The organism is Streptomyces sp. P9-A2, assembly GCF_036634175.1.
Taxonomy (GTDB): domain Bacteria; phylum Actinomycetota; class Actinomycetes; order Streptomycetales; family Streptomycetaceae; genus Streptomyces; species Streptomyces pratens.
This window is the reverse complement of record NZ_JAZIFX010000001.1, coordinates 7,671,645-7,692,526: the sequence shown is the minus strand read 5'-3', so window position 1 is coordinate 7,692,526 and position 20,882 is coordinate 7,671,645. Positions and strand designations below refer to the sequence as shown.

The 20,882-nt window shown below is 71.7% G+C and carries 18 protein-coding genes and 2 pseudogenes; 7 read left to right on the top strand and 13 right to left on the bottom strand.

Annotated features, from left to right (window positions below; translation table 11 throughout):
• Window positions 1-312: 312 nt before the first annotated feature.
• Window positions 313-1,130, top strand: a pseudogene (locus V4Y04_RS34595) (IS630 family transposase); the annotation flags it as partial.
• On the opposite strand, the gene V4Y04_RS34585 reads toward V4Y04_RS34595, so the two are convergent.
• From V4Y04_RS34585 to V4Y04_RS34570, 4 genes are all read right to left on the bottom strand, one after another.
• Window positions 1,040-1,972 (bottom strand): transposase family protein, encoded by a 933-nt coding sequence (locus V4Y04_RS34585; RefSeq protein WP_332432257.1) that lies wholly within the window; start codon window positions 1,970-1,972, stop codon window positions 1,040-1,042. The pseudogene V4Y04_RS34595 and the gene V4Y04_RS34585 sit on opposite strands and share 91 nt — an antisense overlap.
• Window positions 1,973-2,034: 62 nt before the next feature.
• Window positions 2,035-2,490: a hypothetical protein gene (locus V4Y04_RS34580; protein WP_332432256.1), complete on the bottom strand. Its 456-nt coding sequence runs from the start codon at window positions 2,488-2,490 to the stop codon at window positions 2,035-2,037.
• 234 nt (window positions 2,491-2,724) lie between these two features.
• Complete coding sequence (locus tag V4Y04_RS34575) at window positions 2,725-4,263, bottom strand: ISL3 family transposase (RefSeq protein WP_443080129.1); 1,539 nt, start codon at window positions 4,261-4,263, stop codon at window positions 2,725-2,727.
• Window positions 4,264-5,385: 1,122 nt separating this feature from the next.
• Window positions 5,386-6,351 carry a pirin family protein gene (locus tag V4Y04_RS34570; RefSeq protein WP_332432255.1) on the bottom strand — a complete coding sequence of 322 codons (966 nt, stop codon included), beginning with the start codon at window positions 6,349-6,351 and terminating at the stop codon, window positions 5,386-5,388.
• A gap of 99 nt (window positions 6,352-6,450) precedes the next feature.
• Here V4Y04_RS34570 and V4Y04_RS34565 point away from each other — a divergent pair, with 99 nt between their 5' ends.
• Entirely contained in the window at window positions 6,451-6,579 is a 129-nt protein-coding gene (locus V4Y04_RS34565; protein WP_443080128.1) for a hypothetical protein, read from the top strand.
• Window positions 6,580-6,629: 50 nt separating this feature from the next.
• Entirely contained in the window at window positions 6,630-7,004 is a 375-nt protein-coding gene (locus tag V4Y04_RS34560) for a tetratricopeptide repeat protein (RefSeq protein ID WP_332432254.1), read from the top strand.
• A gap of 139 nt (window positions 7,005-7,143) precedes the next feature.
• Here the strand turns inward: V4Y04_RS34560 and V4Y04_RS34555 are convergent, their stop codons facing one another.
• Window positions 7,144-8,601, bottom strand: a complete 1,458-nt coding sequence (locus tag V4Y04_RS34555; protein ID WP_332432253.1) for a PepSY-associated TM helix domain-containing protein — start codon at window positions 8,599-8,601, stop codon at window positions 7,144-7,146.
• 145 nt (window positions 8,602-8,746) lie between these two features.
• Here V4Y04_RS34555 and V4Y04_RS34550 point away from each other — a divergent pair, with 145 nt between their 5' ends.
• A complete protein-coding gene (locus V4Y04_RS34550; RefSeq protein WP_332432252.1) occupies window positions 8,747-9,391 on the top strand; it encodes a peptide deformylase in 645 nt (214 codons plus the stop codon).
• A 269-nt stretch (window positions 9,392-9,660) separates the two neighbouring features.
• Here the strand turns inward: V4Y04_RS34550 and V4Y04_RS34545 are convergent, their stop codons facing one another.
• Window positions 9,661-11,118: a dihydrolipoyl dehydrogenase family protein gene (locus V4Y04_RS34545; RefSeq protein ID WP_332432251.1), complete on the bottom strand. Its 1,458-nt coding sequence runs from the start codon at window positions 11,116-11,118 to the stop codon at window positions 9,661-9,663.
• 120 nt (window positions 11,119-11,238) lie between these two features.
• Between V4Y04_RS34545 and trxA the strand changes: the two genes are divergently transcribed.
• Window positions 11,239-11,646, top strand: coding sequence for a thioredoxin (gene trxA, locus V4Y04_RS34540; RefSeq protein WP_332432250.1), 408 nt, complete (start codon window positions 11,239-11,241; stop codon window positions 11,644-11,646).
• A 164-nt stretch (window positions 11,647-11,810) separates the two neighbouring features.
• Here the strand turns inward: trxA and V4Y04_RS37925 are convergent.
• The 3 genes and pseudogenes from V4Y04_RS37925 to V4Y04_RS34530 form a co-directional block, all read right to left on the bottom strand.
• Window positions 11,811-11,900 (bottom strand): annotated as a pseudogene (locus tag V4Y04_RS37925) (aldehyde dehydrogenase family protein); the annotation flags it as partial.
• Between the two features lie 164 nt (window positions 11,901-12,064).
• Window positions 12,065-13,030, bottom strand: a complete 966-nt coding sequence (locus V4Y04_RS34535; protein WP_332433108.1) for a LacI family DNA-binding transcriptional regulator — start codon at window positions 13,028-13,030, stop codon at window positions 12,065-12,067.
• A 291-nt stretch (window positions 13,031-13,321) separates the two neighbouring features.
• Window positions 13,322-13,987: a TetR/AcrR family transcriptional regulator gene (locus V4Y04_RS34530; protein ID WP_332432249.1), complete on the bottom strand. Its 666-nt coding sequence runs from the start codon at window positions 13,985-13,987 to the stop codon at window positions 13,322-13,324.
• A 155-nt stretch (window positions 13,988-14,142) separates the two neighbouring features.
• Between V4Y04_RS34530 and V4Y04_RS34525 the strand changes: the two genes are divergently transcribed.
• Complete coding sequence (locus tag V4Y04_RS34525; RefSeq protein ID WP_332432248.1) at window positions 14,143-14,703, top strand: NADPH-dependent FMN reductase; 561 nt, start codon at window positions 14,143-14,145, stop codon at window positions 14,701-14,703.
• Between the two features lie 161 nt (window positions 14,704-14,864).
• On the opposite strand, the gene V4Y04_RS34520 is transcribed toward V4Y04_RS34525, so the two are convergent.
• From V4Y04_RS34520 to V4Y04_RS34505, 4 genes are read right to left on the bottom strand one after another with little or no spacing between them, the layout of a single operon-like run.
• On the bottom strand, window positions 14,865-15,998 hold the full coding sequence (locus tag V4Y04_RS34520; protein WP_332432247.1) for an XdhC/CoxI family protein: 1,134 nt from the start codon (window positions 15,996-15,998) through the stop codon (window positions 14,865-14,867).
• Window positions 15,991-18,183, bottom strand: coding sequence for a xanthine dehydrogenase family protein molybdopterin-binding subunit (locus V4Y04_RS34515; protein ID WP_332432246.1), 2,193 nt, complete (start codon window positions 18,181-18,183; stop codon window positions 15,991-15,993). Before V4Y04_RS34515 ends, V4Y04_RS34520 begins: the two co-directional genes overlap by 8 nt.
• On the bottom strand, window positions 18,180-19,172 hold the full coding sequence (locus V4Y04_RS34510; RefSeq protein WP_332432245.1) for an FAD binding domain-containing protein: 993 nt from the start codon (window positions 19,170-19,172) through the stop codon (window positions 18,180-18,182). Before V4Y04_RS34510 ends, V4Y04_RS34515 begins: the two co-directional genes overlap by 4 nt.
• Entirely contained in the window at window positions 19,169-19,744 is a 576-nt protein-coding gene (locus V4Y04_RS34505) for a (2Fe-2S)-binding protein (protein WP_332432244.1), read from the bottom strand. The genes V4Y04_RS34510 and V4Y04_RS34505 overlap by 4 nt, the downstream gene beginning before the upstream one ends.
• Window positions 19,745-20,049: 305 nt before the next feature.
• On the opposite strand from V4Y04_RS34505, the gene V4Y04_RS34500 reads away from it, so the two are divergent.
• Window positions 20,050-20,673 carry a TetR/AcrR family transcriptional regulator gene (locus tag V4Y04_RS34500; protein WP_332433107.1) on the top strand — a complete coding sequence of 208 codons (624 nt, stop codon included), beginning with the start codon at window positions 20,050-20,052 and terminating at the stop codon, window positions 20,671-20,673.
• Window positions 20,674-20,882 lie beyond the last annotated feature (209 nt).

The window sequence follows — 20,882 nt, the reverse complement described above, 5'->3', positions numbered from 1 at the left end:
AAGGCATCTTACTTTTCCAAGTACCTACGCTAACCCGACAGATAGCGTCTTCATGGGTGTCGCGTTCTGCGCACATCCGTTACGCAGGGAAATCACAACCACACTCGTTGTCGGCACGAGACCCGTTCGACCCCTCCAGAAGTCCGTCTTTGTGGACATTTCAAGCATTGCTCACGGGGCGTTTTCGGACTGTAAAGCGCAACCAAAAGCGAGACAGGGAGGATCCGTAGGAAAACTTTCAGCAATTACTGACCCTCAAAGCGTGGTGTCGCAAGGGCTGACGTTTCTTGATGCCTGCGGTATGTCCACTGCATGAGGTATGCTCAAGGGAGCGGGCTGACCAACGAACGGCGGGCCTTCCGAGAGCATTTGCGGCTGGAGGCGGCCGAGCAGTTCAGGCAGGGCGACGAGAACCCGGTCGTCGCTCACGACCTGCGGGTCAGCGTTCGGTCGGTACAGCGTTGGCGCAAGGCTTGGTCGCAGGACGGGCCGAGAGCCCTGGTCTCGAAGGGCCCGGCATCGCTGCCGATGCTCAGCGACGAACTGTTCGCCGTGCTGGAGCGTGAGCTGGCCAAGGGGCCGGTGGCACATGGATGGCCGGACCAGACCTGGACTCTGTCGCGGATCAAGACGCTGATCGGGCGCCGCTTCCACAAGAGCTACACGGTGCAAGGGGTGGCCGCCCTACTCAAGCGGCACGGCTGGGGCTGCCAGGTCCCCGCCCGGCGTGCGATCGAGCGGGACGAGAACATGGTGAGCGGCTGGGTGAAGGAGACCTGGCCCCAGGTGGAAGGACCGTGGCGGCGCTCGACGCCTGGCTCGTCTTCGAGGACGAAGCCGGATTCTCGATGACGCCGCCGACCACCCGCACCTGGTCCCGCCGCGGCCACACCCCTGTGGTCCGCGTGCGGGGCCGCTCCCGCCGCCGCTTATCGGTGGCCGCTCTGGCCTGCTACAAGACCGGTCAATCCCCACGGCTGATCTACCGGCCGTGCCCGGACGCCCGGCCTGATGGGCGCAAGAGCTTCTCCTGGCAGGACTACCGCAACCTGATCCAGACCGCCCACCAGCAGCTCGGCGGCCCGATCGTGCTGGTCTGGGACAACCTCAACACCCACCTCACCGTCGGCAAGCGGGCGATTTCGCGGTTGGTCAGCACCAGCAGGGCCCTGACCAGGGCGGTCGCCGACTTCGGGGCGGTGCGGAGCTTGGTGAGGACGCGCCAGTTCTTCAGGTGGGCGAAGCCGTGCTCGACCGGGGCGCGGACTGCGGCCAGCACGGTGTTCGACAGTTTCTGGCCGGGGGTCAGGTGCCGGTTGCGGGCGGCCTTGTAGCCGGTGATCACGGCCGGGTCGGCGTCCGGGTCGTCGTTGTCGTCGAGGCCGATGAAGCCCAGGTCGGCGATGGCGCCGAGGCCGGTCGCGCGCAGATGGGCGGTGAGGTGGTCGTGCCGGCAGGCGGTGATCTCCGAGGTGCGTCCGGGCCGGGCCGCGGAGACCCAGAGCAACCGGCCACGATCGTCGGTGAGTGCGATCACGAGTAGTCCGTGGCATTTGCTCTTACCGGAGCAGTTCTTCCGGTTCGCCTCTCCGGTGCGGCGTCGGGTGCGTATCAGCGAGCCGTCCAGCAGTACGATGCCGCCGCCCGTTCGGGCGATCTTCTTGAGCGCGCGGTCCAGGCGCGGGGCGCGGGCGGCCAACAGGCCGACGACCTCGCGCACCCACCGGCTCACGGTGGTGCGGTGGACGCCGTTGCCGCCGGCCAGGTCGCCGGGCCGCTGGTCACAGCGCAGCACCGCCAGCACGATCCCGGCGATCTCCCCGGCGGGCAGCGCCCGCCACGGCGAGCGGATCTTCTTGCAGTGGCCGCGGATCAGATCGGCGAGATAGTTCAAGGTGGCGCTCGACAGCGGCAGGCGGGCGGTGTAGACAAGGCCGTCAGGGCCCTCGACGGCTTCGTTGTTTTTCTTCACACCAAACTCAACTGCCGCCGGGGGCCCGCCGGTTACGCCCACCCGCTCATCGAGTCCGGCGACTACGAGCGCACGGTGAACTTGCCGTCACCCCGCTTGTGCAGCCGGCCGCGATCGGCCAGCTTGGTCAACTTCCCGCGCAGCGGCTCCAGCTTGCCCCGCACCCCGGTGTCCAGACCCAACGTCTCACCGACGGCCCGGGTGGCGACCGGCCCGCCGGCCTGCCGCACGGCGGCCAGGATGCGCTGGTAGTCAGCCGGCAGCGCGGACTCGGCCACCCCTGACGCCCGGTCCGGGACCAGCCGCACCGCCCGACCCGCCACCTGCACCACCGGCGACCCGGCCGTTGCCCGCTCGTCAGCGAGCTGCTCGCTCATCCGCTGCCACACCCGCACAGCAACGGCCAGCTCGTCCCGCTCGGCGCGCACCTCGGACAGCTGCTTGACCAGCTGCTCTTCCAGTTCATCCAGCTCCGCGCGGCGCGCGGTGATCCGCTCATACACCTCGGGGTCCACCATGCGCGGAGCGTACGAGCGCAACCCGAGACGGCGGGCGAGAAACCGCAAAACCCGCACCTGCCAGACGATCTACACCTCAGACTGCCGCCCACGACCAGCACGAGTACGCCGAAGACAACTCACGCCAGACCCGTGACCAGCACCTTCACGATGCACACCGCTCAATGGTATTCCGGCGGGGGTCTGTACGGTCAACGGCTCTGTCCCGTAATCGGTGGTAGCGCTGTGTAGTGATCACTGGAGGAGGATGCGGTGGCGGAGCAGGGGGAACCCGGCTCGGCCGTGCATCTGCCTCATGATCCGTTTGGTTCGTGTGTTGACGCCCTCGGTGCGGCCGTTGTGGTACGGCAGAGTGAGGCCGGCGTCGACGGCGGCGCGGTCGAGCTCGAGGCCGTTCGCAAAGGAGTGCAGGTGGGGCAGGTCAGCGGTGCGAACCGTAGTGATCCAGTCGGTGAGCTTGGCATCGTTGCCCTCCGCCGGGGCCAATAGCTGGGCGAACTCGCCGGCGAGGGAGGCGAGTTCGGTCATTTCGGGGCAGGTTCCGGTGAGTTCCCGCAGTAGCGCGGTGTCCTTGTCGCGCAGGTTCTCCGGACGAGTGAGCAGGAGACGGGCGAAGCGCTGCGGGGTGGTGACCGGCTTGTCGCCCTCGGCGCGGCCCTGGGTGAGGTAGCGGTAGAGCAGGTTGAGGCTGCCGGTGTAGCCCAACTCCTTGATCTCCCGGAAGAGCTGGAGGACGGGGACGGCCGGGTCCGCGGCGCGGCGGGTGCGCAGGTGGTCGCGGTAGGGGTCGACGAGCGTGGGCTTGTAGCGGGGTGCGCGGCGGTCGGCGGTGGGCTCCTTCATGCGGGAGTACCGCTTGACGGTGTTCAGGGCGACATCGAGGCGGCGGGCGCATTCGAGCAGGCCGACGCCCTGGCCGAGCAGGTCGTGGACGCGCTGCCACCGCTCGCGGGTGGTCTGTTCGCGTACGCCTCCGGGCCGGGCGGGGTTCACGGCGGTTGCCCAGCAGGCCGCGTGGGAGCGGACTTCGGCCAGGACCTTGCCGCACAGGTTGGACCAGAGGTGCCACCGGTCGCTGACCTGCACCGCTTCGGGCAGAGCCTGGCGGATCGCCTCGGCGTAGGTGGCGGAGCCGTCCCGGCACACGTACTCGACCCCGGGATGCTCGCGCAGCCAGGTCACCAGGGTCGGGGCGGTGCGGTCGGGCAGGACGTCGGTCCGCTCGCCGGTCTCGGCGTCGATGATCACGGTGGCGTAGCGGTGCCGGCGCTTGAGGGCGAAGTCGTCGACGCCGATCACCCGCGGCACACGTGGCGGTGGCGTCCGCAGGCGCGTGAGCAGGCGCAGAGCCGTCGAACGAGAGAGGCCGCAGCCCCAGGCACGGGACAGGCGGACACCCGCCCGGCCCGCTAACTCCTTGACCACGAAGCCGAGTCGGCGGGCCAGGCGTGGGGTACGGCGCTGGTAGCGCTCCACCAGGCCCGGCACCTGTTCGCGGAAGGTCTGCCGCGGACATCCCAGCACCGGGCAGACCAGACGCCGAACCCGCACCGACACCACGACCCGCCGCCCGTCCACCGGCACGTCCACGAGCGTCCGGCCGTGCAGGCCGTGCACCTTGGCCGTCGGCGCCCCGCATGCCGGGCACGGCACCGGATCGTCCCGGGTCCGCGCAGACACCCGGATGACCTCGCCCTCGTCCTGTACACCCTCGATGACGAGGGCTGAGAGCCCTGAAAACACCACACTCACAAGCTCGTTGACATCACGCACACCAGAACAACGACGACCGTCACCCTTCGTTACCACCGATTACGGGACAGAGCCGTTCGCTGTACAGACCCCCCCGTCCCCGTCGTCTCACGGCTGCGATGTTGATAGTGGCTGCGATCGCAAATCTGGCGTCCCCACCCGCAAAGCAGGAACCCGAACTGGGTGAGGAGCCGAACGCGTTCTGCGTGCAAGCAGAAACCAGCTCACGGCGAAGCCCCACCAGCGCTTCCGGCGGGGCTTCGCCTCATGGCTCCGGGCAGAGGCCCCGCCTGGATGTCCCCCAGCAGGTCTCTCGCCCTATCACCGACGCTGTCACGCGCCTGTCACCAACTACGCGAACTCTCCCGGACCTCGATGCCTTGACCTGCTATTACGCAGTCGTCATGGACTGACGTGGACGCCATAGACGGCCCCTACAACCTGTGCCATGTGGTACCGGCACGCGCCGTAGGCGCATCTCATCGAGCGCCGTCCTTCCCGCCGCACCACAGGGCCCCAAGCACCCGAAGGTGTCTCGCCGTCCCCCATCGGTTGTAGCTGGGCCCGGAGTTCTCGCCCTCACCGGTGGATACGAGAAGCCAAGATCCGGACCATTGATGGGCCAGCGAAGCCGCATCAGGAGCAACTTACGGCATCGACACAGGCCAGAGACACGCAAGCGCCGTGCTACCAGCAGACGAAGAACCTGCTGGGAGCACTCCGCCACGGCACCCCCTCCCAGGAGCAGGGCCAAGAGCGCTCACCCCTACAACCACTCACGCCTTGTCGAATTCCCACAAACCGACAGGCCGAGTACTGACTTCCCGCACCGGAGTGTGCCTCAGCCACCCGCCGGGTCAGCATCCGTGCGGTGGTCACCCAAGCGGCGATGACCACCGCACCGCCGCGAAGGTACGAGACGAACCTCCGCCGACATGTGATGACTCGTCAGTAGGGTTAGCAAAGGGTTAGCAAGAGTCCTGCCACAGCTCCCCACAGACGGACACACCGTGGAATCGCCTGGCCCCGCACAGGGGGCCTACAGCACGTCCAGCCGCCCTCCCACACGCGATGGAGGGACGGGAGACAACGCACGACGGCGAGCCGCCCGTCCGTCACCAACCAATCAGCCGTTTCCGCAGGTCAACGCACCCTTCCCCGCGGCTTCAGCGCCACCGGCGGCAGCTCGGGGGCCGGCAGCGGGGCGCCGTCGTAGCCCTTCACCTCGCCGAAGCGGGTGCCTTCCATCCAGTCCCGGCGGGCCTGTTCGATCTCCTCCTGGGTGCGGCCGATCCAGTTCCAGAACATGATCAGCTCCTCCTCGAACGGCTCGCCGCCCAGGAGCATCACGGAGGCGTCGGACTCGGCGCGCAGGGGCAGTTCGTCGCGGCCGCAGCCGAGGTAGAGCATCGAGCCCGGGAGCACCGGTACGCCGTCCACGTGGACCTCGCCGGACATCGCGAGGACCGCGTACTCGAAGTCGCGCTCCAGGGGCAGGCGGACATCCGTGCCGCTGGACAGGGAGAGGTCGGCGCCGACGATCGGGGTGTACGCCGTGCCGGGCGAGGTGGCGCCGTCGAGGCTGCCGAGGATGAGCGTGGCGTCGACGCCCTGCGCCGTGACGACCGGGAGGTCGGCATGGTGCTCGAAGTGGGGTTCGGCGTGGCGGTGGCCGTCCGGGAGGGCGACCCAGAGCTGGGCGCCGTGCAGGAAGCGGGCGTGCGAGCGGGGGCTCTCCTCGGAGTGGCTGATCGCCCGGCCCGAGGTCATCAGGCCCAGTTCGCGCGGGCGGATCATCTGGAGGCTGCCCGTGGAGTCACGGTGCAGGACCTCGCCCTGGTGCAGCCAGCTCACCGTCTGCAGTCCCATGTGCGGGTGCGGTGCCACCTGCATGCCGGGCTCGTCGGCGATGTCGTCGGGACCGTAGTGGTCGACGAAGCACCAGGCGCCGACCATGCGCCGCCCCAGGTTCGGCAGCAGTCGCCGGACCTCGCTGGACTCTCCGAGCTTGACCTTACGGGGACTGAGGAGTTCACGTACCGGTTCTGCCACCACGAAGCCGCGCCCACCGCACAGGGACGGAACGGCCTCCCGCTCAAGATTGCTCATGCCGCACAACTTAGCCCCGCGGGGCAACGCGTCAATCAGGCGCCGCGCCACGCGGACGCCGGGCGGAAGCTGTACGACACGACGTCCGCCGAGACCAGGGTGATCTCCGCCAGGATCTACGCCGGCATTCCGTCCGATGAACTCGCGGTCACCGGGCGGGTGCTGGCGATAATCACCGAGCGAGCCGACCGGGAGCTGGCCGCAGCGGCGGCCACCCCGGACCAGTAGTGGAATATTCAAGCAACCCCGTCCGTTGTCGGCGTCGAAGGAGGTCACGAGTGGACACCACGTACTACTACGACCACGGAACCCCGACCGAGCGCTGGGAGCGCGCCGGGCTGTTCTTCGACGCCAAGGACTACGCCGCCGCGGCGCGTGTCCTGAGCGGGCTGGTCGAGGAGGTGCCGGAGCAGACCGGGCCGCGGCTGCTGCTGGCGCGTTCCTACTACCACTCGGCCCAACTGCGTCGCGCTGAGGCAGAACTGCGCGTCATTGTGGAGCGCGATCCGGTGGAGCACTACGCCCGGCTGATGCTCGGCCGCACCCTGGAGCGGCAGGGGCGGAGCGAGGAGGCGACGTCCCACCTGCGGATCGCCGCCGCGCTGGCGGGCGACTTCGACGGCAGTGTCGAGCGCGAACTCGATCCCGCGTAGGCAGCGGGCCCGGGCCCTGCCCTGCACATCCCTGCCCTGCACAGCCCTGCACCGCGACGTCACACGCGCCGGTGCCCGGTTCTCCCCGGAGGGAGGCCGGGCACCGGCGCGCGTGCGGTTCGTCCGGGGTGCGCTCCGGCTACGGCGTCCGCGCCGCCCCGGCGGGTTCGCCGCTCTCGACTCCCCCGGCTTCCCCGGCTTCCCCACTCCCTCCGCTCTTCCGGCCCCGCCGGTGTGCGATCTCCCCGAGGACGATGTCGACGGCGAGGAAGGCGGCCAGCGGGATGCCGAGGAGCGGGACGAAGTAGCCGAGTACGGCGATCGCCGCCAGCAGCGGGACGAGGATGTACGGCGGGACCTGCTGCCAGGCGCCGCGTGGGATCGGCCGGCCGAAGGACGAGCCCCGGCCTCGCTGCCACCACATGCGGTAGCCCCACAGGATCAGCAGGATCAGGGAGGCCGCGAGCAGCATCAGCGCGATCTGGTTGGGCAGGCCGAAGAGGCTGCCGGTGTGCAGGTCGATGCCCCAGCGGCTGAGTTTGGCGAGCACCGGGTAGTCGGCCCACCGCACGACGTCGGTGACCTGGCCGGTGGCCGGTTCGACGGCTACGGCGTCCTGCTTCTCGGGCCAGCTGCGCTGGATCTGCTTCACGACATACGTGGAGGCCGCGTCGGCGGGCGGGACGATCTCCACCGGGTTGTCGAGTCGCTCGGCCCGTGCCGCCGCGAGAACCCGGTCGAGGCCGACGCCGTGCTCCGCGTCGCCTCCCGTGCCCCCGGCCGCGCCGTGCTCCGCGTGTTCGCCGCCTGCCGCGGCCGACACCGAGGGCGTCTCCTGGCCGAGCGAGGTACGCAGATCGGCGATGTTGGCGCCGGTGTACGTGGACCAGGTCAGCCCCGTGGCGGAGAGGAAGATGAAGCCGACCGCGGCCCAGGCGCCGATGCCGCCGTGCAGTCCCAGGGTGCGCCGTCGGCCACTGGTGCCGCGGATCTTACGCAGGGCCCGGCGGCGGGAGAACCACAGCACCAGGCCGCCGCCGGCGATCACCCACAGCCAACTGGCCGCGAACTCGCTGTAGAGGCGTCCCGTTTCGCCGAGGTGCAGATCGCGGTGGAACTCGTCGATCCAGGTGCGCAGCGGCAGCGCGCCGCTGGAACCGTACTGCTCCAGCGTGCCGCGCACCTCCGCGGTGTACGGGTCGACGAACACGGCGAGGGTGTGGTTCGGGTCGACGCCCTCCACCCCGGACAACATCACCCTGGTCGTGGCGTCCGCCTCGGGTGAGGGGCGTATCGCGGACACCGTGCCTTCGGGGTGGGCCTTGCGGGCTGCGGCGACCTGTTCGGAGATGGGCAGTTCACGGTCGCCGACGGGGACGGTCAGCTCATGGTCGTAGACGATCTTCTCGGCCTGGAAGGACGCGGCGTACAGCAGGCCGGTGAGGGCGGCGACGAGCAGGAACGGGGCCACCACCACACCCGCGTAGAAGTGCAGGCGCAGGACCAGGGGGCGCAGGGTGCTCCAGCCGGATCTCTGCCGTGCGGGGATGGGGGGTCGGGGGGCCTCGTCCGTGGTGGGCGAGGGAGCGGTGGTCATCGGTGGGCTTCTCCCGAGAGCGTCTTGGCGTCCGTGATGCTGCTCCAGTGGTCGGGGAGAGGGGGCGCCGGGTTCCCGGGACGGGTGTGTGAGCTGCGCCACTCACGACGGCGACGGTCCGTCGGACGCATGGCATCCTGACTCGATGGGAACTCCGAACGATCGTGTGCCTCTGGCCGAGCGGGTCGAGCGACTCCTCGCCGGTGACGGGCCGTTGCCCATCGTCGCGGCCGGGGATCCGGTGCTGCGGCGGGCGTCCGAACCCTTCGACGGCCAGTTGGAGCCCGCGCTGCTGGCCCGGTTCGTCGAGGCGCTGCGGGTCACCATGCACGCCGCGCCGGGGGTCGGACTGGCAGCGCCGCAGGTCGGGGTGGGGCTGCGGATCGCGGTGATCGAGGATCCGGCGCCCGTCACGGAAGAGGTGGCGGCGGCGCGCGGTCGGGTGCGGCAGCCGTTCCGGGTGCTGGTCAATCCGGTCTACGCGCCGGTCGGCGGCGAGCGTGCGGCGTTCTTCGAAGGGTGCCTGAGCGTGCCCGGGTACCAGGCGGTGGTGGCACGGCACGCCGAGGTGCGGCTGACCGGGCAGGACGAGCACGGGCGGGTGGTGGACGAGGTGTTCGGCGGCTGGCCTGCCCGGATCGTGCAGCACGAGACGGACCACCTCGACGGCATGCTCTACCTCGACCGGGCAGAACCGCGCTCGTTGTCGTCCCATCAGGCAGTGGCGGAGCGCTGGGCGCAGCCCACGCCGGAGGAGGCCGCGCGGGCCCTGGGCTTCGAACTGCCGTGACCGGGCACGGGCTCGGGATCCGGATGGGGGAAAGGACCGGGCTCGGGATCCGGATCGGGCACGGATCCGGGCACCGGATACCGGGCGCGGGATCCGGGCACCGGATACCGGGCGCGGGATCCGGGCACCGGATACCGGGCGCGGGATCCGGGCACCGGATACCGGGCGCGGGATCCGGGCACCGGATACCGGGCGGGGAAACCCCGCCCCGCCCGCCCACCGCCTCCGAGCCCCCCAAGACCTCCGAGCCCTCAGGTTCCTCAGGCCCTTCAGGCGTCCCGGTACGCCTCCAACAGTCGGAGCCACACCTCGCTGATCGTCGGGTACGACGGGACCGCGTGCCACAGGCGGGCGACCGGCACTTGGGCGGCGACCGCGACGGTGGCCGAGTGGAGGAGTTCGCCCACGCCGGGGCCGACGAAGGTGACACCGCGCAGGGTCTCGCTCCCGAGGTCGACGACCATGCGGGCGCGGCCCGTGTAGCCCTCGCCGTACAGGCCGGCGCCGGCGACCGAGGCCAGGTCGACGTCGACGGCACGGACGCGGTGCCCCGCGTCCTCCGCCTCGGCCAGGGAGAGGCCCACCGAGGCCGCCTCCGGGTCGGTGAACACGACCTGGGGGACGGCGTCGTGGTCGGCGGTGGCGGCGTGCGCGCCCCAGGAGCGGTCGGCCACCGGCTCCCCCGCGGCCCTGGCGGCTATGGCGGCGCCGGCGATACGGGCCTGGTACTTGCCCTGGTGGGTGAGCAGGGCACGTTTGTTGACGTCACCGACCGCGTAGAGCCAGTCCTGGCCGGTCACTTGGAGGCTGTCGTCCACGGTGAGCCAGGAGCCGGGTTCCAGACCGATGGTCTCCAGGCCGATGTCGTCGGTGCGCGGGGCCCGGCCGGTGGCGAAGAGGATCTCGTCGGCCTCGATCCGCTCCCCCGTGTCGGTGACGACCACGACGACACCGTTCTCCCTGGTCACCGAGGTGGCGGAGGTGCCGGTACGGAGGTCCACGCCGGCCTCGGTGAGCGCCTCGGCGACCAGTTCACCGGCGAAGGGCTCCATGCGGGCCAGCAGACTCCTGCCGCGTACCAGGAGCGTGACCCGGGAGCCGAGCCCCTGCCACGCGGTGGCCATCTCGGTGGCAACGACACCACCGCCGACCACGACCAGCCTGCCGGGCACGACCTGGGCGCTGGTGGCCTCCCTGCTGGTCCACGGCGCGACCTCGTCGAGTCCGGGCAGGCCGGGCAGCAGCGCGCGGCTGCCGGTGCAGACGGCGACGGCGTGCCGGGCGGTGAGGACGCGCCGCGTTCCGTCGGCGGCGGTGACGGTCACCGTGCGCGGGCCGGTGAGCCGGCCGACGCCGCGGTGGAGGTCGACGCCGACGGACTCGAGCCACTGGACCTGGCCGTCGTCCTTCCACTGGGAGGTGTACTCGTTGCGGCGGGCCAGGACCGCGTCCGCGTCGAGCGGCCCCCGCACCGACGTGCTCAGGCCGGGGAGGCGGCGGGCGTCGGCTCGCGCGAGGACGGGGCGCAGCAGGGCTTTGCTGGGCATGCACGCCCAGTAGGAGCACTCGCCGCCCACGAGTTCGCTCTCCACGATCGCGGTGGAGAGCCCCGCCGCTCGGGTGCGGTCGGCGACGTTCTCCCCCACGGGCCCGGCGCCGAGTACGACGACGTCGTAGCCGAGGGGTTCCGGTTCCGGCGATTCCGTCTGCGCCTGTGTCTGCGTCATGACGCCAGTCTGGTGGGTGGTGTGCGTGCCGGCCACATGGGTAGGGGCGCGGAATACGTGACCGGCCGGCCGTGGTTGTACCGACGGCTCGCCCCGCTATCAGGAAGAGGGACATACGCAATGAGCAGCACTGTGGAGCTCACCAAGGAGAACTTCGACCAGTTGGTCACGGAGAACGAGTTCGTTCTGATCGACTTCTGGGCGTCCTGGTGCGGGCCGTGCCGTCAGTTCGCACCGGTGTACGACAAGGCGGCGGAGGCGAACCCGGACCTGGTGTTCGGCAAGGTGGACACGGAGGCGCAGCCGGAGCTGGCCGCGGCCTTCAACATCCAGTCGATCCCGACGCTGATGATCGTCCGCGACCAGGTGGCCGTGTTCGCACAACCGGGCGCGCTGCCCGAGGCCGCGCTGACGGACGTCATCGAGCAGGCCCGGAAGCTGGACATGGACGAGGTCCGCAAGTCCGTCGCCGCGCAGCAGGCGGCGCAGGGCGACGGCACGGCGGACGCCCGGGACCAGGGCGAGTGACCGCCCCGGATCCGGGTATCGCCGCGACGTCCTGAACGGGTGGTTCCGGATCGGCCGCTTCTAGAACGGGTACTGGGCGACGTCTCCGCGCACGGTGGTCCAGCGCACGTCGGTGAACGCGTCCAGGTTGGCGTCGCCGCCGAAGCGGGAGCCGGTGCCGGAGGCGGCGCGTTGAACGGGGCGATGACGCCCACCGCGCCCACTGGCACCCGCCGCGTGTACGACAGCCGGGGCCCCTCGGTGGGCAGCACCTGGTCGCGCCGTACCAGAGGCGCCGGGCGTGCCGTACCGGTGCCCCGGCTGCCGCCCACCGGGATCATCCGGCTTCCTTCGCGATCCGACGATGTGATCGCGTGCCGCATGTCCACCCGGTTTGCACCGGTCCGCACCGGTCGGCGGCGACCCGTGCCGGCCCGTGTCAGCCTGATGCACGCCGGATCACCGACGCGCCCAGTACCTTGTGCGCCTCGGGGGCGGCGGCCGGGTCGCGCACCGCGCGGTCGACGAGTGCGGCGAGCTCGGTGCCGGACGGCAGGTCGAGGTGGACGGTGGTCAGCCGTGGCCGCAGCAGCCGGCCCAGCATGAGGTTGTCGGCGCCGACCACGGCCGTCTCCTCGGGGACACGGACGCCGGCATCCTGCAGCGCCCGCATCAGCAGCATCGCGTACTCGTCGTTGTACGTGAACACGGCGTCGAGGCCGAGATCGCGCCAGCGGGCGGCGAGCCGCGCGGCGGCGCCCTCGTCGTGGGCGAGCGGCAGTTCGGTGACCGTGGCGCCGGTGCCGCGCAGGGCCGCCCGCACTCCCTCGAGGCGGGGCGCGGAGAACGCCTCCAGACCGGGCTCGCGCGGGACGACCACACCGATGCGGCGGCGCCCCTGGTCGAACAGGTGCGCGCCGGCGCTGTGGCCGACGACGTCGTGGTCCATGAGCAGGGCGTGCGCGCCCTCGACGGTTTCCGGGCCGAGGGTGACCACGGCACGCGCGCCGGAGCGTTTGAGCACGGCGACGCCCCGGGGGCCGAGTCCCGAGCCGGGGACCAGCACAGCCACGGGACGCAGCTCGGCCCAGGCACGGGCGGCCTCGTCGTCGTGCACGCCGACGGTGCCGTACTGCACGACGGTGTAGTCGAGGCGGCCGAGAGCCACCTGGAGATCGTTGATGAACTGGCTGTAGACCGGGCCGACCGGGAAGGCGGGTGCGGGCATCAGCACCATGCGGCTGTGTCCGGCGCGTAAGCTGCGGGCCGCCGCGTGCGGCACGTACCCGAGTTCCCTGGCTGCCTCGCGGACGCGGCGGCGGGTGGGCTCGCTGATCCGGACGGCGTCGGCGTTGTTCAGGACGTAGGAGACGGTCGCGCGCGAGACGCCGGCCAGGCGGGCCACGTCGGCGCTCGTGGGCACCGCCCCTGCGGGCGGGGGGTTCGTGGACGCGGGGTTCGTGGGCGTACGGGGCGGAGGCACGGGGCGCGCGGGTACGGCACCTTCGGACACGGGGCGCGTCGGTGCGGTGGCTGCGGGGGCGGGCGTGTTCGGTATCTGCACCATGACTGAAGCATCCTTGCAGAAGCGCGAACGGGACTGTTGTCCGGGGGAGTTGAGAGCGCAGGGTCCCGCGTCCGTGCCAGTTCAGGACGGCCCCGCGGGTCGTCGGCCGGGAGGGGGCCGGGCCCTCGGTCAGTGGGCGGGGGCCGTGGGCCCCGTCACCCGGTCGACGAGGTTCACCCACGCGGATTCGAGCCGCGCCAGCGGCATTCCGCACTGCCGGATCAGGTGGTGCACCAGCGCGGGGTCGAGCGGCGCCATCAGGGTGTGGGCGAGAAGGTCGCAGTCCGCCTCCGGGACGGCCTCGCGCAGCAACAGCGTCACGTGGTGGTGCCGTACCCGGCGGGGCGGATTGGTGAAGCGCCGGTCGGCGCAGGGTTCGGCGGCGAGCTGGAGGTCCAGCTCGTCGACGGTGCGGCGCAGCATGGTGACGCCGAAGGCCCGCAGTCGCTCCGCGGGCGGTGCGCCCGGTCCCAGCGGCGGGGGGCCGGAGAGGAAGGCGGCCTGGAACTTCTTCTCGGAATGGTCGAGCAGTGCCGTCAGCAGTCCGGTGCGGTCGCCGAAACGCCGGAAGACCGTCCCCTTGCCCACCTGGGCCGCCGTGGCGACCGCCTCCATGGTCAGGCCGTCCGCGCCGCGCTCCGCCACCAGCAGGGCGGCCGCCTCCAGCAGGCGTGCGCGGTTGCGCGCGGCGTCGGCTCGCAGGCAGGGCTCATCGATCTCGACACCGAGTTGCGGCAACTCCAGCGGTTCGAGGGACTGCTGAGGCGTCGGGGCGGGCGGCGGGACGGCGGACATGAAGCCAGCGTAAAGCATCGGGAAGAAACTGGACCGCAGTCCGGTTAGGATGCTAGAAACATAACCGGACCTCGGTCCGGATGATTGCGGCAATGTTTCGTCCGGCGCTTCGCCGCTCCGTTCCCCTCTGACTTTTCACCCCCTCAGGAGTTCTCATGTCTGTTCGCGTTCTCGCCCTCGTCGGCAGCCTTCGTGCCGGTTCGCACAACCGCCAGCTCGCGGAGGCCGCGGTCAAGCTCGCTCCCGAGGGCTCCGAGGTCGTGGTGTACGAGGGCCTCGCGGAGATCCCGTTCTACAACGAGGACATCGACGTCGAGGGCACCGTGCCGGCCGCCGCCGCCCGGCTGCGCGAGGCCGTGTCCGGCGCCGACGCCCTGCTGCTCTTCACGCCCGAGTACAACGGCACGATGCCGGCCGTCCTGAAGAACGCCATCGACTGGCTGTCCCGCCCGTTCGGTGCCGCCCCCCTCGGTGACAAGTCCGTCGCCGTGGTCGGTACCGCCTACGGCCAGTACGGCGGTGTCTGGGCGCAGGACGAGGCCCGCAAGGCCCTCGGCATCGCGGGCGGCAAGGTGATCGAGGACGTCAAGCTCTCCGTCCCCGGCTCCGTGACCCGTTTCGCCGAGATCCACCCCGTCGACGACAGCGAGGTCGTGGAGCAGCTGACCGAGGTCATCGTCCGCCTGAACAGCCACGCCGCCGCGCCGGCCGCCTGACGCCTCCGCCGCGAGGCGCGCCCGTCCTTACGGCCGAAGGGGCCGGAGCCGTACCGACGACGGCTTCGGCCCCTTCGGCCGTAAGGACGGGCGGACGTGATTTTGGGAGCGGGGCCGGCCCTCCACCCTCCGGTCCCCGGTCTCCGTCTCCCTGCCTCCGCTCAGACGCCCGCCCCCGCCCGTTCCTCGCGGTGGATCGGTGTTCGGACGCCGGTCAGCGGCGCGCCCGTGCCGCCCCGCAGGGCCGCGACGATCTCCGCCGCGATGGACAGGGCGGTCTCCTCCGGCGTACGCGCCCCGAGGTCCAGGCCGATCGGCGACCTGAGCCGGGCCAGTTCCCGCTCGCCCACGCCCGCCTCGCGCAGCCGCCGCTGCCGGTCCGCGTGGGTCCGGCGCGATCCCATCGCCCCGACGAACGCCACCGGCATCGCCAGCGCCTCCGTCAGCAGGGGGACGTCGAACCTGGCGTCGTGGGTGAGCACACACAGCACCGTGCGCCCGTCGGTGACCGCGGTACGCAGATAGCGGTGCGGCCAGTCGACCACGATCTCGTCCGCCTCCGGGAACCGGGCCCGGGTGGCGAACACCGGCCGGGCGTCGCAGACGGTCACGTGGTAGCCGAGGAACTTGCCGGTCCGCACCAGAGCCGCCGCGAAGTCGACCGCACCGAAGACGATCATGCGGGGCGGCGGCTGCGACGTCTCCACGAACAGGGTCACCCCTCCGGGGCAGTGCGATCCGTCCGCCGAGACGCCCACGGTGCCGGTGCGTCCGCCGTCCAGCAGGGCCCGTGCCTCGGCCGCCGCCGTCCGGTCCAGCTCGGGACGGCCGGCGAGGTTCCCCTCGTACGACCCGTCGGGGCGGACCAGGAGCACGCCGCCGAGCGTCTCGGCCGGGCCCCGGACGATCCGGGCAAGGGCCACCGGCTCACCGCGGACCACCGCGGACAGGGCCGCCCGCAGCACTTCGCGGGCGGCGACGTGCGTGCCGACCGGGGTGACCCTGATGTCGATGATCCCGCCGCAGGTCAGACCGACCGCGAAGGCGTCCTCGTCGCTGTATCCGAATCGCTGCGTCCGCGTCCCGCCGTCGGCGAGCGCCTCGAGGCACAGCTCGTACACCGCGCCCTCGACACAGCCGCCCGAGACCGAGCCGATCACCGTGCCCTCGCGGTCGACGGCGAGGGCGGCGCCGGGGCCGCGCGGTGCGCTGCCGCTGACGGACACCACGGTGGCGACGGCGAACTCCCGGCCCTCGGTGAGCCACTGGTGCAGCTCACCGGCGATGTCAAACATGCGGTCCACCCACGGTGAGGACCCGGTCCGGGCGGATGGGAAGGTTCCGGTGCCGCACACCGGTCGCGTGCCAGACCGCGTTGGCGATGGCCGCCGCGGCCCCCACGATTCCGACCTCGCCGATGCCCTTGATGCCGACCGGGTCGTCGGGGTCCGGGTCGTCGACCCAGTCCGCCTCGACGACCGGCACGTCGGCGTTCGTGGCGATGTGGTAGCCCGCGAGATCGCCGCCGTAGTGGCCGCCCGAGGCCCGGTCACGGATCCCCTCCTCGTGCAGGGCCATGGAGATGCCCCAGACCATCCCGCCGACGAGCTGGCCGCGCGCGGTGAGCGGGTTGACGATCCGGCCCGCGGCGAACACGCCGAGCATGCGGCGCACCCGCACCTCGCCGGTGGTGACGTCCACGGCGACCTCGGCGAACTGTGCCCCGAAGGAGTGCCGTTCCTTCTGTGCCAGGGCTCCGAGGGCCGCGGTGGTGTCGGAGCGTACGGTGATGCCGTCCGCCGGAATGCCGGTCTCACCCGCCAGGCGTTCCCGCAGTTCGTCGGCCGCGACGGTGATCGCCCAGGCCCAGGAGCGGGTGCCGGTGGAACCGCCGGCGATCATCGCGGGGCCGAAGTCGCTGTCGCCGATCCGCATCCGGATCCGCGCGGGCGCCACCCGGAGCGCGTCGGCGGCGACCAGGGTGAGCGCGGTGCGGGCTCCGGTGCCGATGTCGGCCGCCGCGATCCGCACGGTGAAGGTGCCGTCCGCCTCCGCCGTCACCGCGGCCGTGGAGGGGCCGGCTCCCGCGGGGAAGGACGCGGCGGCCGTACCCGTGCCGATCAGCAGGTTTCCCTCCCTGCGCAGGCCGGGACGCGGGTCGCGGCCTGCCCAGCCGAAGCGCCGGGCGCCCTCCCGGAAGCAGGCGGCGAGGTTGTGTCCGCTGAACGGCATCCCGGAGACCGGGCCCCGTGCGGGTTCGTTGCGCAGGCGCAGCTCGATCGGGTCGATGCCGCACTGCTGGGCGAGTTCGTCGAGCGCCGCCTCCAGCGCGAACGCGCCCGGTGCCTCACCCGGCGCGCGCATCCAGGTCGGCGAGGGCACGTCGAGCCGTACCGCCTCGTTCGCGGTGCGGTGGGCGGGGGCGTCGTACATCACCCGGGCCACTCCGGCGCTGGGCTCGACGAAGTCCCAGACCGTCGAGGTCTGGCTGAGCGAGCGGTGCTCCAGGGCGCGCAGCCGCCCGTCGGCGTCGGCGCCGAGCCTGATGCGCTGGGCGGTGGGGCTGCGGTAGCCGGTGAGCGAGAACATCTGGCGGCGGTTCAGGACCACGCGGACCGGGCGCCGCAGCGCGGTCGCCGCCATGACGGCGGACACCTGGTGGGCGCGCACTCCCTTGCTGCCGAAGCCGCCGCCGACGTGCTCGGAGCGCACCCGCACGGCGGACGCGTCGAGGGAGAACATCCGGGAGAGTTCGTCGGCGACCCAGGTGGTGCCCTGGTTGGAGTCGACGACGTCGAGCCGCCCGTCGTCCCACCGGGCGGTCGCCGCGTGCGGCTCCATCATGGCGTGGTGCTCTTCGGGGGTGGTGTACTCGACGTCCACGACGTGTGCGGAGGCGGCGAGTTCGGCGTCCAGGTCACCCTTCTCGGTCACCGCGGGCATGTGCCCGTCCAGTGTGAACGCGTCGGGGCGGTCGCCCCTGAAGTCGATGTCGTGCGGCTCCTGTTCATAGGTCACGACAAGCGCCTCGGCCGCCTCGCGGGCCTGCTCGGAGGTCTCGGCGACGACGAGCGCGACGGGCCAGCCCGCGTGCGCCACGCGGTCGTTCTGGAAGACGGCGGCGGTCGGGTCCGGCCGGACACCCAGCAGGCCGATGTAGTCGAGGTGGAGACGCGGGGCGTTCTTGTGGTGCAGCACGGTGAGGACGCCCGGCATGGCGAGGACGGGAGCGGTCTCGACGGATGCGATCCGGCCTCGGGCGACGGTGGACAGCACCAGCCAGCCGTGGGCGAGGTCGGCGAAGGGAATCTCACCCGCGTAGCGGGCGGCTCCGGTCACCTTGTCGCGGCCCTCCACGCGTGTGTGCGCGGTGCCGACGGCGCCGGTCACGGTCGGGACGGCAGCCGTGGTGACAGGTGAGGTGCCGTCTTCCGTCACGGTCGTGGTGGCGGTCTCCGCGCCGGTCGTGGTGGCGGTCATCGGGCGGCCTCCTCGGCGAGTTCGGACAGGACGGCCACCACGAGGTTGCGCATGAGGGTCATCTTGTAGGCGTTGCCGGGCAGCGGCCGGGCGGCGGCCAGTTCGGCGTCCGCGGCCGCGGCGAAGTAGTCGGCGGACGCCGGGGCGCCGTTGAGGACGCGTTCGGCGGCGTGCGCCCGCCACGGCCGGGACGCGACCGCGCCGAGGGCGAGCCGCGCCTCGCGTACGACGCCGTTGCTGATGTCGAGGGCGGCGGCGAGCGAGCCGATCGCGAAGGCGTACGAGGCGCGTTCGCGCACCTTGCGGTAGCGGGAGTGGGCGGCCGACGGCACGGGCGGCAGTGTGACGCCGGTGATGAGCGCGCCCTGGGGCAGAGCGGTCTCCCTGTGCGGGGTGTCACCGACGGGGAGATAGAAGTCGGCGAGCGGCAACTCACCCGGTCCGTCGGCGGTTCGGTACGAGACGACGGCGTCGAACGCGGTCAGTGCCACCCCCATGTCGGAGGGGTGGACGGCGACGCAGTGCTCGGAAGCGCCCAGGACGGCGTGGTTGTGGTGCTCGCCCTCGACGGCGGGACAACCGCTGCCGGGGAGCCGCTTGTTGCAGGGCTTGGTCACGTCGGCGAAGTAGCCGCAGCGGGTGCGCTGGAGCAGATTCCCGCCCACGGTGGCCATGTTGCGCAGCTGCCCGGAGGCTCCGGCGAGCACCGCCTGGGTCAGCGCCGGATAGCGGCGGCGGACCTCGGGGTGGGCGGCGAGGTCGCTGTTGGTGACGGTGGCGCCGATGCGCAGTCCGCCGTCTCCGGTCGACTCGATCCGGTCCAGCGGAAGTCGGCGTACGTCGACGAGTCGCGCGGGACGTTCGACGCCGGTCTTCATCAGGTCGACGAGGTTGGTCCCGCCGCCGAGATAGCGTGCGTCGGGGTCGGCGTCGAGCAGGGCGACCGCGCCCTGGACGTCGTGGGCGCACCGGTAGTCGAACTCCCTCATGCGGCAGCCTCCTCGGTGACCCTGGTGGCTTCGGTGGCTTCGGTACGCTCGGCGGCGGCGCGGGCGACGGCCTCGACGATCGAGACGTAGGCACCGCAGCGGCACAGGTTGCCGCTCATCCGTTCGCGGATCTCCTGCGGGGTCAGCGGAGGCGGTCCCGCTTCGGGCCGCACGTCGTCGGTGACCGCGCTGGGCCAGCCCGCGGCGTGCTCCTCGATGACGGCGACGGCGGAACAGATCTGGCCGGGCGTGCAGTAACCGCACTGGAAGCCGTCCAGGTCGAGGAAGGCCTGCTGCACGGGGTGCAGCCGCTCCCCCTCGGCGAGGCCTTCCACGGTGGTGATCTCCCGGTCCTCCGCCGCCACGGCCAGTTGCAGGCAGGACACGGTGCGGCGGCCGTCCACCAGGACGGTGCAGGCACCGCACTGTCCCTGGTCGCAGCCCTTCTTGGTGCCGGTCAGATCGAGGCGCTCGCGCAGGGCGTCGAGCAAAGTGGTGCGGTGGTCGACGGACAGCGTGTGCTTCTCGCCGTTGATGTTCAGGGTGACGCTGCTGGACGTCGTGGGAGCCATGAGCAGCCTTCCTTCGCGGATCCGTGCAGGCCGGCAAGGCCCTCGGGTGGCGGACGAGTGGGAAACGGTCGAAAGGCCGACAGGTGGAAGCCCGTCGACGGACCGGGAGCGCGGGCACCGGTCCGGCCGCGGGCACGGGCGCGCCGCCCTCTCCCGCACTGTCCGCGGCCACCGCTACGATGCACCGAAGCGGACGGTTGTCCGTTACCGGAAAAATTTAGTGGACAGCTGTCCGCTTAGCAAGAACGGGTTTCGGCCATGCCCGGGAGGAGGGCGGACGAGTGGGTCGGGACGCGGAGCAGGACATGGGCCGGGACACGGGCGGCGCGGACACGCCGCAGGGCAAGGACACGCCCCCGCGCGCGCAGGCGCCCCTGCGGTCGGACGCGCAGCGCAACCGCGAGCGCATTCTGGAGGTCGCGCTGGACGAGTTGACCCGGTCGGCCGACACCCCGCTGAGCGTGATCGCCAAGAAGGCCGGTGTCGGCCAGGGCACGCTCTACCGGAACTTCCCCAGCCGGGAGGATCTCGTCCTGGAGATCTACCGGCACGAGATGCGCCAGGTGGCCGACAGCGCGGCGCGGCTGCTGGAGACCCGGGAGCCCGACCGCGCCCTGCGCGAATGGATGGACCGGCTCGCCCTGTTCGCGATGACCAAGGCCGGACTGGCCGACGCCATCAGGCAGGCGACCGGCGCACCGGGCAGCCCGGCGAAGCCGGGGCCCAACCCCGTGATCGAGGCCGCCGAACTCCTGCTGCGCGCCTGCGAGGAGGCCGGAACCATCCGCCCCGGGGTCACCTCGGACGACATGGTTCTCGCGATCGGCGGCCTGTGGCAGCTCGACCCCGCCGGGGACTGGCGGACCCGGGCCACCCGACTGCTGGACATCGTCATGGACGGGCTGCGCGCGGGGGCACCCGGGCGATAGCCGGGACCCGACGGCGGAGCGCCCGAGCGGCGGCGAGGAGCCCGATGGCGCGGCCGGGCTCAGGTCCCACCCGTCCGCGATCGTGGAAGCGCCCGCGCCGCCCCTGGGGCGTGTTTCGAACGTAGCGCCGGCCGCCCGGAGGGCGGGTCCCGCGGTGTCATGGGGGTCCCCCCTGCTCGAGCGGAGCCGAGAGCTTGGGGGAGCGTGCG